Below are 14,199 nucleotides of genomic sequence, written 5' to 3'. Positions count from 1 at the left end.
AGATCTAGTGGCTCTAAATCGAAAATCGCTAACAAAGCATATAAGCCAAGTAAACTTGCCCTTTGGGAGCTCATCAAGGTGCTCATTTCTGCGTCAAATAGCTTCGAAAGGGAATAGCCATTCCTTCAACTATTTTCCTTGAACTGAACTCCTTGATGAATCTCTGAGTCCTGCATCTTGAGGTCACTTGAGTATATGTGCGATTCTGTTTACGCAATGGATAATAATGAAAGCGATCATTGTTCTGAAATGAACTCTGCGAGTTTTTGATATAACCACAAGTAATATCTATAATCGTTATAAAACCTAAACCTATAAATCTTCTAAATTTAAACAAGGGATTGTGGCCTGTGAGATCAAGATTGTCTGTTAACAAATGTTGTTCACCACAATGTTGACACAAATCAACTATAGTTAGACTGACATTTGCTAATGGCAGGCTCTTGTTTATTCATGACGTTTTTTTGACTATGCATACAAAAATTATTGTTTTCTATACATTCAATAAACTGCTTTACATGCTTGTTGCATATAGTATGGTGAATATAAGCTTTGTGCTTATTGGCTAGGAAAAGTAGATGAAATTATGTATTAAAGAAATAACTACTGACAAACATACAATTTACTGTGAATATAGTGCTAAAGAGTACGTTACATTTGAGTTTAGGCTGCAACCAATCGTTAACCCCTTAGATTATAAAACATTCGCCTTTGAGGTATTATCTCACTTAGTTAATACAAGTGGAGAAGAGTTGGATAATGAAGATTTTTTTGAGCTCATCGATGATGAATTTATAAAAGAGATTTTTTTGTGTCAATTACACTGTTTTCTGCCCTTCATTAATACCCATAATGCGCTTCTTTCGTTCAATCTTCCATCAGTATGTCTTACCGACGATGTTTTTGTACAGCAGGTTATTGAGGTGATCAATTGCCCGATTGCCATTGAAATCACATGTATCGATAGCATTAAAAGTTTGAATAAGGCGAAAGGGAATATCACAAAATTAAAAAAATCAGGGGTAAGCTTATGGCTAGATGACTATCACCATAAAGACTCTTTAAAAACTGCTGCGTTGCAGTCTGTGGAATGGGACATCGTAAAGTTAGACCGGGAGTACCTATATTATGATGATAGCCTCGAAATGATTAATCTGTTGATTGGATTAGTCAGTTTCCATTGCGATAATATCATTCTGGAAGGTGTAGAATCAGATTCTCAACGGGTCGGATTTCTCAATCGTGGTGTTTACCATCAAGGTTACCACTATTGTTATCCACTTTCGTTAAACGAAGCCATTGAATTATTAGATTTTAAGCAAATAGAGGCTTACACAGCATAGGCTGAAATAACTATAAATAACTAAAACCAGAATGAAAAGCGTAACATTTAAGAACATAATATCTACTGATGAACAGATAATTACGAACATCTATGTAACCAGGCATATCTATGCCAGATTACGTAACATTGTAGGCTATATTGGTGTCAGCGGGCAGATATCAAAAATCGATGGCGAAGGTATTGTCTACATTCCTGCTTACTCAAAATGTCAGCTCTCATTGAGAGCAAAAGACGGCAGGAAGCCGTCTTATTTTCAAAGATTTGCTTATTCTGAGGAAAAATTTAGAAGCATTGTCGACAACTACTATTTATATCATCACTGTCAAAATACCGAGCCGGACACCCGCTATTCGGTGAACGACTATTTTGATTCTTGCGTGACACATTGCCAAGCCACTCCTCAGTGTTGTCTGGTTGACTCTCTTAGCGTATTCGCATTCATCGGTTTCTTGGACAACTGTAGCGAGTACGACAAGGCGAACATGTTGATTGCACCTAAAATACTGAACAGTATTGTTCACTGTATTCAAACCGACCTTAGAGCGCCCTGGTGCACAGAGCAAGTGGCTAAAATCATTGGCGTTAGCAAAGCTTACCTGAACCATGAGCTCAAACGTGAGAACATTACATTTAAACAGTTGCTCAACACGGTCAGGCTCAAACATTCGGTCTCATTGATTTTATCTGGTGAATCAATCAAAAAAGCCGCAACAGAGAGCGGGTTTAACTGCCAGAACTACTTTAGTCGGACCTTTTCCAGGCATTATGGTCATACGCCAAGCTGCCTCGTCAGTGAGTCAAAGTTGATTGATATTGAAGGGATGGCGCTAATTATGGACGAATACTAAAAGCCTACCAATCAAGATCTGCCGCTAGCCAACTTTAGTAGACAGCAAACAACCTGTGCTCACTCAGCGCTGACATGCACAAACATAGCAGCGCTGAACTTTGCCGTTACTGCTCACCGCTGTGTTTCGAAGTGCACCAGAAACTCCGCGGTATCTTTCTGGAACCAAGGCAATGCCAACGCAATTTGCTCGTCACTCCAGTTCCACCAAGCCAGTGCCTCTAAGCGAGGTCCGAAACTGTCATCATCGAAACGCGGGCGCAGGACTCGCGCCGGATTACCGACCACAATAGAGTAAGCAGGGACATCTTTTGTCACTACGCTCCCCGCACCAATAATAGAGCCGTTACCTACGTTGACACCTGGCAAAATGATCGCGCCATGACCAATCCAAACATCATGGCCGACCACTACTTTGTCTTCTTCACGCCAACTGAACACTTCATCATCCAATACCGAAGGGTTATCTCCCAAACCGTATTTACCGGGACGATAAGTGAAGTGGTGCAAAGTTGGTCTCCACCATGGATGATTGCTTGGATTGATGCGCACAGCGGCGGCGATGGAGGTGAACTTTCCCACTTCGGTAAACATCAAATTGCAATCATTTTGGATATAACTGTAATCACCAACGGTGACGTTATTTAACACGCATCGCTGCGTAATCTCAGTCCAGCGCCCCAGCTGCGTGCGATGTAATTGGCTGCACGGCGATACGCTCGGCTCGGCTCGGCTCGGCTCGGCTCGGCAGAGAGGGTTGGCGATAGAGGCTGGCTCATAGTGGGATCTCCTGTCCGTCATGAAGAAGTTGAAATCTGTCAGAAAAACACTGCGGGTGTTGCCTGGCCCAAAGCAAAACGTTGTGACCTAAATGCATCAGGCCAATACGCTCACACTGGCATTGCTCAGCGATGTTCTGTACTTGGTAGATATCGTTATGGTTATTGCTAAGTCTTGTTTGTTCGCACTCGACGGGGGGAAAGCTGCAATCGGTGACAATCCAGTCCACAGAGCGTTGCTTGAGCCACTGCGTCGTCGCATCTGGCAGTCCATTGGTATCGGTCAAGTAAGCGATGCAGCGGCCATTCAGCTCAAAGGCATAGCCCACACAAGGCCGAGAGTGATTGAGTGGAAGTGGCGTGATGGTGATGTCTTGCCACATAAAAGATTGAAACGGCAGTGAGCGCTGCGAGAAATCCAATACGCCGGGGTATTTGTACAAATCATCACACCCTTGCTCATCCTCAGGCGCATGTACAGGAATAGGCGCTCCGTTACCCCAGCGAAGATCAAACAAACTGTGCACATGGTCCATATGGAAATGCGTTAACAGAATCTTATCGATCGACCCGGATGGGAAACGATCCAGAAGATCGGGGGCATTGGCATCTAACAGCAGCTTACGGCCATTGTGTTCAACATAGGCTGAGCTTTTCTCACGTCTTAGTGTCCTATCATGCCTTGCTTCGGCACATATATCGCAGTCGCAGCCCCAAACAGGCACCATGGCGCTGTTTCCTGTACCCAACATGACAAGTTTCATCACGACTTCCCTTCAAGCTGAGAACGAATATAGCGGAACTGCTTAGCGCTCGATTGCACGTCGCCGCTGTTATCAATAGGGTAAAAACCCTCTTGTTTCGATAAGGCAAATTCGGTGGCGCGCTGTAACCTGAGTTCAATCTCTTCGCTGGATTCTCGTCCTCGGTGTTGCAATCGAGTTCGCAGTACGTCTAGCTCAACATTGACCACAATCGGAACCAGATCTGAGCCAAAACATTGCTGCGCTTGAGCCAGTTCCGCACGCGAGCCATTCAGCAAAACAGAAAAGCCTTTATCTAGCCACGTTTTCACTTCTAGCCCCACGCCGTAGCACAGCCCATGGGCCTGCCAGCTCATGGCAAATAGCCCTTTTTGTTGCCTTGATAGATACTCTTGCTCACTAACGGCAACATGGTTTTCACCACCGGCACCAAAAGGACGCGTGATATAGCGATGGGCAACAATAATATCTTCAGGATGATCGGCACGAATGGCATCAATCAGGGTATCTTTGCCTGCACCTGAAGGACCTATCACATAATAGAGTTTGCCTTTGCGCTTTGTTGATGCGTTGGCGTAGTCCGCCGTAGATGAAAAAGAAGCATCCGAGGATGCTTCTAATAGTGTGTTATTGGTCATCGGCTAAAACACCTTTTTGCCTTGTCGCCATACTCGAGCGACCAACGGATGCCCATCCACTTGTTTTGCCAATACGAGGTCGGCACGCTTCCCTTCCGCAATAACGCCACGATCATCAAGGCTCAGTGCTTGCGCCGGATTCTTGGTGACCAGTTGAACTGCTTGCGGCAATGTTAGGGTGTTGCGCTCATCCCACGATAACTTGTAGATACCTTCTAGCAGACTCATTGGGTAATAGTCTGACGATAAAATGTCTAGTACACCGTGAGAGGCCAGTTCGTGCGCGGCCACATTACCGGAATGAGACCCTCCGCGAACCACATTGGGGGCGCCCATCAGCACTTTCAGCCCAAGCTCATGAGAGCGCTTCGCCGCTTCCACTGTCGTTGGGAATTCTGCTATCACCATGCCTAAGTCTTTTGACTCTTGAACATGTGCCGTTGTCGCATCATCATGGCTCGCCATTGGGATGCTGTGTTCGCGGCACTGACGACAGATTTCATTGCGGTTTTGCGTCGACCAGCGCTCAGAAAGCACTACTTGCTTCTTCTCAAACGCCGCCATTTCACTGTCCGTTAGGTTGTGCTTGCCTTGATAGTAAGTGCGATACTTTTCTACATCCACAAACTGGCGCTGACCCGGCGCGTGGTCCATCAACGAAACCAACTGAACTTCCGGTAAGTCGACATATTTCTCAAACATTCCGACGGTGCTTTCATGGGGTACTTCGCAGCGAAGGTGCAGTAGGTGCTCGGCACGAGTCAGGTTACGCTTTTGGCTATCCACCACAGTGTTGATGAACAGATCCAAGTTAGTTTGACGTTTCTCATCTCGAAAATCACCCAGCGCCACTGCATCCAGCACCGTGGTAATGCCTGAGCCAATCAACTGAGTATCATGCGCACTCATCGCCGAGAAAGGCGGCCAATCCACTTTCGGTCTCGGAGTGAAGTACTGCTCTAAGTTGTCGGTATGCAACTCAATAAAACCCGGCATGAGAAAGTCACCTTCTCCGTCATAGGCGCCTGCCACCTGACTTTGTGAATCTGACATGCTAACGATTTTGCCGTCACGGAGCTCTAATGAGCCTTTTACTACTTCGTTCTCAAGAACCAAATTTACATTGGTGATAATCATGCTGCTTTCTCCCGTTATGCGCATGCTGAGATGGGGGTTGCCTGAGCACTGCCCTGCTCGGCCTGTTGAGTGGCTTCGTTTTGTTTCTTCACGTCATACAAACGGTCAGCCACCTGATCTCGAGTCGCTTCATCGTGGAAAATCCCCACAATGGCGGCGCCGCGATCCTTAGCTTCTTGAATCAGATTCACCACAACCGCACTGTTGGTGGCATCTAACGACGCCGTAGGCTCATCCAACAGCAGAATGGGATAATCGACGATAAAGCCTCGAGCGATATTCACGCGTTGCTGCTCACCACCGGAAAACGTGGCCGGAGCAAGGTTCCAAAGATGCTCTGGTACATTAAGACGAGTCAGCAGTGTTTTCGCTTTTTGCTCAGCTTGATCGCGGCAGCCACCCATTTCCAACATCGGCTGCATCACCACCTCCAATGCGCTAATACGAGGAATGACGCGCAAAAATTGACTAACCCAACCAATGGTATGCTTGCGAACATTGATGATTTCACGCGGCTGCGCCTTAGCAATATTGACCCAGCGTCCTTGATGCTCGACTTCGATGTCGCCCGTATCCACAAGGTAATTGGCGTAAAGCGCCCGTAGCAAGGTTGACTTCCCAGAACCAGAGCGGCCATTAAGCACCACACACTCGCCACTTGCGACGCTAAAATTGGCGTTGTTCAGCACATCCAAAGTAATGCCATTTTGGTTATGCAGAACAAAGGTTTTGCTTACATTGGAAACGATGATTTTTGTTTCAGTTGTCATGTTGGTAATTCCTTTATTCAGCCATCAGTTCTGCAACACGGACGAAACCAGTAATTGGGTGTAAGGGTGCTGTGGATCATCAAGCACTTGGTCCGTCAGCCCAGTTTCTACCACTTCACTGCGACGCATCACCATCAGTCGATGAGCCAGTAAACGCGCCACCGCTAGGTCATGAGTGACGATAACGACAGCCAGTTCCAGTTCGGTGACAAGGCGACGCAACAGGTCGAGGAGTTTTGCCTGCACCGACACATCCAATCCGCCTGTCGGCTCATCCATAAAAATCAGTTTCGGGTGAGTCACTAAGTTGCGAGCGATCTGCAAGCGCTGCTGCATACCACCAGAAAACGTCGTTGGCATGTCATCAATTCGGTCTTGAGGAATTTCTACATCAGTGAGCCACTTGGTTGATGCCGTTCGAATGTCGCCATAATGACGCTCGCCCACGGCCATTAAACGTTCACCAATATTGCCGCCCGCAGAAACACGGCCGCGAAGTCCATCCATCGGGTGCTGATGCACAACGCCCCACTCAGTGCGCAGTAATTGACGACGCTGACTCTCTGCCATCAAATAGAGATCTTCGAGTTGCGTCACCTGATCTTCTGCGCGACCACGGATGTAAAGCACTTCACCGCTGTCTGGCGTTTGGCGACCCGACAGTGATTTTAATAAGGTACTTTTGCCTGAACCCGACTCGCCCACGATGCCTAGCACTTCGCCGGGATACAAATCAAACGAGACATTGGTAAAGCCTTTTCCTGGTGCGTAAAGCTTTGTGAGGCTACGAACCGACAATAGTGGCTGCTCACTTACATCAGAGGTATTGGTGTCAAATGTTGGCTGTTTTACCGCTAACGTGCTCATGCGTGACTCTCCGTTTCCTTAGCATGGATGGTGTGTTGTTCTACTTGCTGTGAACAGTAATCAGTATCTGAACAAACGAACATATGATTGCCTTTGTCATCCATAACAACCTCGTCAAGGAAGGTGTCCGTTGCGCCACAAATGGCACACGGTTCATCCCATTTTTGGATTTCAAATGGATGATCTTCAAAATCTAAACTCTTCACTTTGGTATATGGCGGAATGGCATAGATTCGTTTTTCACGACCCGCACCGAACAGCTGAAGCGCTGCCATATTGTCCATTTTCGGGTTATCAAACTTAGGGATCGGTGAAGGGTCCATGATGTAGCGATCATTGACGCAAACCGGATACGCGTAAGATGTCGCAATGTGACCAAATCGTGCGATGTCTTCATACAGTTTGACGTGCATGATTCCGTACTCTTCTAGCGCGTGCATTTTGCGCGTTTCCGTCTCTCGCGGTTCGATAAAGCGCAGCGGCTCTGGAATCGGCACCTGATACACCAAGATCTGATCTTTATCGAGGGTAATTTCCGGAATACGGTGACGCGTTTGAATGATCGAGGCGTCTACGGTTTTCTCGGTGGTTTTCGCACTCGCCACCGACTTGAAAAACTCTCGAATGGAAACTGCGTTGGTTGTGTCGTCGGCGCCTTGGTCAATCACTTTCAACGTGTCGGTTTGACCGATGATCGCTGCGGTGATCTGAACGCCGCCGGTTCCCCAGCCGTATGGCATTGGCATCTCTCGACCACCAAACGGCACTTGATAGCCCGGAATGGCAACCGCTTTGAGCAGAGCGCGACGAATCATTCGTTTGGTTTGTTCATCAAGGTAACCGTAGTTGTAGCCGGTCACACCTTGCGCCTGAGTATGGGTTGATACTTGGCTCATGACTGGCTCTCCTGGTTTTGTTCGCCTTGCGATTGAATCAATTCATCATCCTCTTTGTGCATCTTACGAAGCAGCTCTAGCTCTGCTTGGAAGTCCACGTAGTGAGGCAGTTTTAAATGCGAGACAAAGCCTGCCGCTTCGACGTTATCCGAATGCGATAACACAAATTCTTCGTCCTGAGCCGGACCATCAACGGCTTCGTCGTACTCTGCCGCCTGCAACGAGCGGTCCACCAGCGCCATCGACATCGCCTTGCGCTCGGTCGAACCAAACGTCAAACCATAGCCGCGTGTCAGTTTGGCTTTCTCTGTCTTGCTACCCACAAACCCATTCACCATTTGGCACTCGGTCAGCTCAACCTCACCGATATCAATAGCAAAGCCGAGCTCCTCAGGTACCAACGTTAAATCGCAGAAACCGATGCGGATTTCGCCAGCAAACGGGTGATGTCGTCCATAGCCGCGCTGCGTCGAATAGCCAAGTGCCAGCAAGAATCCTTCATCGCCGCGAACCAAGTTCTGTAATCGCGCACTGCGATCACATGGATAGTTCACCGGATGCATGGTGATATCTTCTGGGGTTTGTTGGTTATCTTCTTCAGTCGTCATCAAGTCGAGATTTTCAAGAATGCTCATCACTTGAGGGCAAGTTTCCATCGCTTGAACATCTGAGGTGTCCACTCGCGGTGCTTCACCTTCAGCAATCAAACTAAAGTCCAACAGACGATGGGTATAGTCATACGTCGGCCCCAATACTTGGCCGCCAGGCAGATCTTTATAAGTGGCGGAGATGCGGCGCTCAATACGCATTTCACTGGTGTTCACAGCCTGTGAAACCGAAAGGCGCGGCAACGTGGTGCGATAAGCACGCAGTAAGAAGATTGCTTCTACGAGATCGCCGTTCGCTTGCTTTACAGCCAGTGCGGCTAACTCACGGTCATATATACCACCTTCGGTCATCACACGATCAACACTGCCAGAGAGCTGCTCGCTAATTTGTGCCACTGTCAGTTCAGCCAGTTCAGTATTACCACGACGCTTTTTAGCCTGTAGCTGATGGGCGTTGTTAATGGCTTTCTCACCACCTTTTACTGCTACATACATGAGTTCACCTCGACAAGTGTGGTACGTGGTAGGCAGGCAATGATCTCGTCACTGACCAAGACCAAATCGATACCAAGTGGAAAGGCAAAGTGCTCTTGGCGTCCTTGTAAGAAGTGCTGAAATTCCTGAGATACAACACCAATGTTCAACACCGATTGTGATTCGATCCCCGGCCCTGATAGCGTTAGCGTGATGTCACCTTTGGATTGATTCGCGACCGAACCATTGCCCAAGCTGCTCAACCTGCTTAGCTCAACGATGACCGTCGTAGACTGATCCGGGTACTCTTCACAGCCAAGGCTAAATGTGGCGTTGTTCCAATCAAAATCAGCCAAATCTTGTTCAGCAATCACAGCAAAGCTGGCATTGTTTTGTATTTCGGTGACCGGACTGCCACAGTGAAAGCGAATATTTTCACGAATTACGGCGTCTTTTAGGTGTGACTCTGAAAGCCATATCGGCGTGGCATTGTCGCTTAAGCTCAACAAGGTTTGTGTCGCTGCTTTTTGCATCGCGCCAAAGCCTTCGCTTCTATCTAGAGTGACTAGCTCACCCGGTTCAGACATCGCCTTAAGCAGTAATCTGAAGCACTGCTGGCTGTCGTGGACTGCATCTTCAAATGCAGTAGTAATTGTGGTCATTATCTCTGCCTTACTTGGTTAATTCGTTAAACCAAACTTGTTCATGTTCCTTGAATCAATCTTCACCGCGTACCATGGTGAAAAAGTCCACCTTACTGGTCGCCACTTCTTTTGCTCTGAGTTGATGCTGCTCTTGTTTCATCGCCGCTAAGGGTTCAATAACCATGCGCATCAACTGCTCATGGTGCGACTGGGTCTGTAGCAGGCCATCAATGACGGCAGCCAGCTCTGCTTGCGTTTTATTGCGACCGCGCAAGTAGCTGTAACCCATCTCCCCACTGGCCAATTTGACGACAGCTCGAGTGATCGTCGCATCGCCCATATTGAACTCACGACCGCTCCCCCCCATTCGAGCACGGACCTGTGCCAACCCGATTTCGGGTTGACGCACCATCTGATAGCTCGCTTCAATCTTGGTTTCGTGCCACAGTTGCTCTAACTCGTTCTTCTGACTTTGTGCCAGTGTTGACATCCAGCTTGCTCTCTCGCTCACAGCAGTCATTTAATGCTCCATTACTATTTCAGTTGCGTCGGAACGGCTATTGGAGGTCGAAAACTCGGCCACCATGTTGGTTCCCTTGATAACGTTCTTGGTTTTTACTCTTAGAATTGGTGTGCTTTGTGTAATTTGCAGCAACCGGCACTCTTCACCCGTTGGCGTTTTGGCGCTCACTCGGGTCTCTTTGCGCTCAAGCTCTATATCGAGCCCACGTTTAATGAATTCGTGTAATGAACCACTTTGGTAATTCTTCAAAATGCTCCACCACTCTATATTGGCTAAGTAGTGATCAATGATGGTACGAGGACACTCTTCGGTTTTTCGCAGTGTGCGAATATGGATGATCTTGCTGCCTTCTGAGACGCCAAGATTGACTGCGATGTCCATAGGTGCGACAAGCACTCGATGTTGAATCACTTCGCAACGCGGCCTTGCCCCTTGTTCAATCAGATTCTTGGTAAAGTGCGCGCCCGAATGCACGTGATACTCACTAGGCTGCCGTATCACCATATTGCCTTTGCCTTGATGACGTTGAACCATGCCAGTACTCACCAATTCATCGATTGCACGACGCAAGGTATGTCGGTTGACGTCAAAACGTTTGGCAAGTTGCCCTTCTGAAGGCAGATAGTCCCCCGGCGCGTATCGCTCGCGAACTTCTTGCTCCAGTTCGATAGCAATGTCTAAGTAAACGGGCATAGTGGCTCCTGTACCTGATGATTTGTCTAGATAAGTTCTCAGTTGCAGCCAAGGGAAATGTAGGTATTGGGCTAACTTTCCCCGTTTATTTTTCTGAGAACGTCCAGTCGATAGAAGTACTTTGCGGGTGGAATATGACGCTTACGTGTCGGTTTGGTTGCAAAATCGCAACAGATTAGCGGTATGAAACAGTTGTCTAGACAAGCCTGAAGCTTTGGTTTTATTTACTTTCCAGCGGAACTTTTGCCGATGTTTCGCTGACATATATAAACCCTAAATTCATATTAATTTGACCTGATAAGTTGGTTCATTGTTGCGCGAATTGATTAGTGCATCTTGAAACAACTTGGGTATACTCTGCATCAACTTTTTAAACCAAGAAAAAATCATGAAGAACTATCTGACTACATTCTTAAAAGGAATGGCGATGGGTGCGGCAGACGTCGTGCCTGGCGTATCAGGCGGTACTATCGCCTTTATCACCGGTATTTACGACACACTGTTGGAGAGCATTCGCCGTGTAAACCCAAGCCTGCTTGGCATCTGGAAGCGTAAAGGCTTCAAAGCGGCGTTCAACTATATTAACGGCTTTTTCTTGATTGCTTTGTTTGGTGGCATTCTGACCTCCATTCTGTCACTGGCAAAATTCATCTCGTGGGCATTAGAAACCCATCCAGTTCCTGTGTGGTCTTTCTTCTTTGGCCTGATCATGGTGTCTGTTTATCACATGATGAGACAAGTGGAACACAAAACACTATCGCGTTTCGTGTTCTTATTACTTGGTGCGGTATTCGCCTACAGCATCACGGTATTAAAACCACTGCAAATGGACCCAACCAGCATCAACATCTTTTTCGCTGGCTGTATCGCAATTTGTGCCATGATTCTTCCTGGTATCTCGGGCAGCTTCATTCTATTACTACTAGGTATGTACACGCCGGTATTGGGCGCTGTGAAGGGTCTACAAATCGACGTAATGGCACTGTTTGCGATGGGCTGTTTGATTGGTCTGTTGTCATTCTCTCATGTCCTGTCATGGTTACTAAAACGCTACCGTGATTTCGCATTAGTGTTCCTGACTGGTCTAATGCTAGGTACATTACCAAAACTATGGCCATGGAAAGAAACCATCTCTTGGCGCATTAACTCTAAAGGAGAGCAAGTGCCGCTTATTCAAGAGAACCTGTCACCGTTCAACTTTGAGTCAGTAACGGGTCAACCATCACAACTGGCGATTGCAGTCGTATTGATGCTGGCAGCAATTGGCCTGGTTCTGGCACTTGAAAAGGTGGCGGAAAATGGTGAATAACTGCATCACCCGCTAGTCTGAAAAGAGGGCGACTGATATCAGTCGCCCTCTTTTTTGGTTCTAAACGCAGACCACTCCAACAATAACTGGTGTTAGAACACAAAGTTCACCATCACTGTATATAAGTTGGCTGAAGGTTCGCTTGGAGCATCAAGAAAAGCCCCGCGATAATAAGTGCCATTTTCATTCTGCTGAGACTGCAGCCTGTTCCACTCGGCGTTCAGTGACACGTTGTAGATCAGATCATAGCGAAGTCCCACCGTATAAGTATCATTGGTCATGTCATAGTCGCCGTTAAATGATTGGCCGTAACTCACATAAGGCACGAATGACTGAAGTCGATAATCGGCTTGCAGATACCACGCCGCGTTCTCGTCGTTTTTCTGCCCCTCTATGGTCACTTTGACCGGCTGGAAATCATACTCAAAGCCAAGAGAATAGAGTTCAAAATGCACTTTCGGCGTGTCATCAATAACTAAACCAAGTTGATCAAATCGAGCAATTTCCTGATATTTTGAGCGGAAGTAAACCAGATTCAGTTTGTACTGATCGCCTTCAAGTGTTCCATTGACCCCATAGGTATAATCAGATTTGAACTTGAGTGATAGTTGAGAAGTGTAACGAATAAACTCTCCGTCGGTCCCCATCCCATAGAATGGCACCAGTGAAATTAGCGTTGAGTCATTTAATGACGAACTCCATTTCAGACTCACACCATCATATGAAGTAATGCCTAACAGCGAGTTATAATAGTCTTGTTGCAATCTGGCAGCGGTATAGGCATGGCCCACATAGAAATATTCAGAGGCAAGACCGTAAGGAAGGCGTTGACGCCCAACGGTAGCCTGCCAGTCCGAAAAAGAATACCCTAAATACGCCCACTCAAGATGGGGCTCACTCCAATGCTTTTGAGGTCGTTTCACTACCTGAGCAGAAGCATGTAATCCACCCTGATAGTAATCAGCCTGGATCCCAAACACCGTATCGCAATCCCAACAGTTTTCATTGGCAATTTCTCGATTCACCAATAGAGGGGTACTGTTATCCGAGCGCGCCCATGATGTTGAGCCAAAACCGCTCACAGAAAAGTTGTCGGTAATATCAATCGCAGCCAAAGCAGGTAACGTCATGAAGGCCGCACATAACACAACAAGTTGTTTTATCATTATTATTGCTCCTTACCAACAACATAAAGGACGTTAGCCTCAGCCGGGATCTCGGAGAGAGGGGCATAGCCAATACGGTTAGACTTTTCTGCAAGCCAGATCACCAGACTGCTGACACTGGCGCTGTCCATTTCTTTAGGGGGACGGGCCTTACCAGAAAAAGACAAACTGGCCCAGTAGGCATTCATTTGTGCGACATCTTTTCCTAATAATGATTGGTAAAATTCAGAGCGCTCTGAGGAGCTTTCAGGCCAGTCTGACAACTCAATTCGCGTTCCCTGGAGCGATTTGGCTTTGCCACGATAAAGCATTCTAGCTTTGCTTCGTGTTAGTTCGTCAAACTCTTGATTGAGGGTAAACACGGCGTATTCGTTGGCTGCGAAAGCACGACTATCAAAAGAAAAGAGCAATAACAGAGCCAGGCCAATGAAGGCAAAGCTACTGATAATTCCTTTCATTTCGTAGCCCACTGCGTTGCAGTAATGATTCATATAATCAGTCTCTTACCGATTCCATTCTTATACGAACTAAGCTAGTAAAATAAAAACAAAATTCAAACTTTTCTGATGGTTAGTATGATGTGTCACCAAAAAATATCACCGTCCTTACCTCAGAGTCAGTCAACACCGTGGGCGACTCGATTGGTACCGGATAAAGCGAACCATGATAAGCGGCATCACCGGCCAATCTCATTGCATATTGAAAATGTTACTTTTTCTACTCACCATTTTTCTCTAGA

General features: G+C 47.0%; 16 protein-coding genes. 3 read left to right on the top strand and 13 right to left on the bottom strand.

Annotation, left to right across the window (positions count from 1 at the left end; genetic code table 11):
- Window positions 1–578 precede the first annotated feature (578 nt).
- Both C4S60_RS20400 and C4S60_RS20395 read left to right on the top strand, forming a co-directional pair.
- The gene (locus C4S60_RS20400) at window positions 579–1,343 is read left to right on the top strand and encodes an EAL domain-containing protein (RefSeq protein ID WP_103882141.1); all 765 of its coding nucleotides are present in this window, start codon (window positions 579–581) and stop codon (window positions 1,341–1,343) included.
- A gap of 31 nt (window positions 1,344–1,374) precedes the next feature.
- Entirely contained in the window at window positions 1,375–2,193 is an 819-nt protein-coding gene (locus C4S60_RS20395) for a helix-turn-helix transcriptional regulator (protein ID WP_103882140.1), read from the top strand.
- A gap of 113 nt (window positions 2,194–2,306) precedes the next feature.
- Here C4S60_RS20395 and C4S60_RS20390 read toward each other — a convergent pair whose 3' ends face one another.
- Genes C4S60_RS20390 through phnF form a run of 11 tightly spaced genes read right to left on the bottom strand, consistent with a single transcriptional unit; the run spans window position 2,307 to window position 10,985 of the window.
- Entirely contained in the window at window positions 2,307–2,957 is a 651-nt protein-coding gene (locus C4S60_RS20390; RefSeq protein WP_425275148.1) for a DapH/DapD/GlmU-related protein, read from the bottom strand.
- 10 nt (window positions 2,958–2,967) lie between these two features.
- Window positions 2,968–3,735, bottom strand: a complete 768-nt coding sequence (gene phnP, locus C4S60_RS20385) for a phosphonate metabolism protein PhnP (protein ID WP_103882138.1) — start codon at window positions 3,733–3,735, stop codon at window positions 2,968–2,970.
- Window positions 3,735–4,373, bottom strand: a complete 639-nt coding sequence (gene phnN / locus C4S60_RS20380) for a ribose 1,5-bisphosphokinase (RefSeq protein ID WP_103882137.1) — start codon at window positions 4,371–4,373, stop codon at window positions 3,735–3,737. Before phnN ends, phnP begins: the two co-directional genes overlap by 1 nt.
- A 3-nt stretch (window positions 4,374–4,376) precedes the next feature.
- Window positions 4,377–5,510: an alpha-D-ribose 1-methylphosphonate 5-triphosphate diphosphatase gene (gene phnM, locus C4S60_RS20375; protein ID WP_103882136.1), complete on the bottom strand. Its 1,134-nt coding sequence runs from the start codon at window positions 5,508–5,510 to the stop codon at window positions 4,377–4,379.
- Between the two features lie 14 nt (window positions 5,511–5,524).
- Window positions 5,525–6,280, bottom strand: a complete 756-nt coding sequence (gene phnL / locus C4S60_RS20370; protein WP_103882135.1) for a phosphonate C-P lyase system protein PhnL — start codon at window positions 6,278–6,280, stop codon at window positions 5,525–5,527.
- Between the two features lie 24 nt (window positions 6,281–6,304).
- Window positions 6,305–7,147 (bottom strand): phosphonate C-P lyase system protein PhnK, encoded by an 843-nt coding sequence (gene phnK / locus C4S60_RS20365; protein WP_103882134.1) that lies wholly within the window; start codon window positions 7,145–7,147, stop codon window positions 6,305–6,307.
- The gene (locus tag C4S60_RS20360; RefSeq protein ID WP_103882133.1) at window positions 7,144–8,043 is read right to left on the bottom strand and encodes an alpha-D-ribose 1-methylphosphonate 5-phosphate C-P-lyase PhnJ; all 900 of its coding nucleotides are present in this window, start codon (window positions 8,041–8,043) and stop codon (window positions 7,144–7,146) included. Before C4S60_RS20360 ends, phnK begins: the two co-directional genes overlap by 4 nt.
- Window positions 8,040–9,146 (bottom strand): carbon-phosphorus lyase complex subunit, encoded by a 1,107-nt coding sequence (locus tag C4S60_RS20355; RefSeq protein WP_103882132.1) that lies wholly within the window; start codon window positions 9,144–9,146, stop codon window positions 8,040–8,042. The genes C4S60_RS20360 and C4S60_RS20355 overlap by 4 nt, the downstream gene beginning before the upstream one ends.
- On the bottom strand, window positions 9,137–9,787 hold the full coding sequence (gene phnH, locus C4S60_RS20350) for a phosphonate C-P lyase system protein PhnH (protein ID WP_103882131.1): 651 nt from the start codon (window positions 9,785–9,787) through the stop codon (window positions 9,137–9,139). The genes C4S60_RS20355 and phnH overlap by 10 nt, the downstream gene beginning before the upstream one ends.
- Before the next feature lie 55 nt (window positions 9,788–9,842).
- Window positions 9,843–10,289, bottom strand: coding sequence for a phosphonate C-P lyase system protein PhnG (gene phnG, locus C4S60_RS20345; protein ID WP_103882130.1), 447 nt, complete (start codon window positions 10,287–10,289; stop codon window positions 9,843–9,845).
- Window positions 10,290–10,985, bottom strand: a complete 696-nt coding sequence (gene phnF, locus C4S60_RS20340) for a phosphonate metabolism transcriptional regulator PhnF (protein ID WP_103882129.1) — start codon at window positions 10,983–10,985, stop codon at window positions 10,290–10,292. It abuts the gene before it with no gap.
- Window positions 10,986–11,373: 388 nt separating this feature from the next.
- On the opposite strand from phnF, the gene C4S60_RS20335 reads away from it, so the two are divergent.
- Window positions 11,374–12,294, top strand: coding sequence for a polyprenyl-phosphate transporter (locus C4S60_RS20335; protein ID WP_103882128.1), 921 nt, complete (start codon window positions 11,374–11,376; stop codon window positions 12,292–12,294).
- Window positions 12,295–12,386: 92 nt separating this feature from the next.
- Here the strand turns inward: C4S60_RS20335 and C4S60_RS20330 are convergent, their stop codons facing one another.
- Entirely contained in the window at window positions 12,387–13,460 is a 1,074-nt protein-coding gene (locus C4S60_RS20330) for a porin family protein (protein WP_103882127.1), read from the bottom strand.
- A 2-nt stretch (window positions 13,461–13,462) separates the two neighbouring features.
- Entirely contained in the window at window positions 13,463–13,918 is a 456-nt protein-coding gene (locus C4S60_RS20325) for a hypothetical protein (protein WP_103882142.1), read from the bottom strand.
- Window positions 13,919–14,199: the final 281 nt, after the last annotated feature.

Origin of the sequence: Vibrio hangzhouensis, from assembly GCF_900107935.1 — a bacterium.
Lineage (GTDB): Bacteria > Pseudomonadota > Gammaproteobacteria > Enterobacterales > Vibrionaceae > Vibrio > Vibrio hangzhouensis.
The sequence above is the reverse complement of the archived record's forward strand: the minus strand, read 5'-3'. Positions and strand labels throughout refer to the sequence as shown.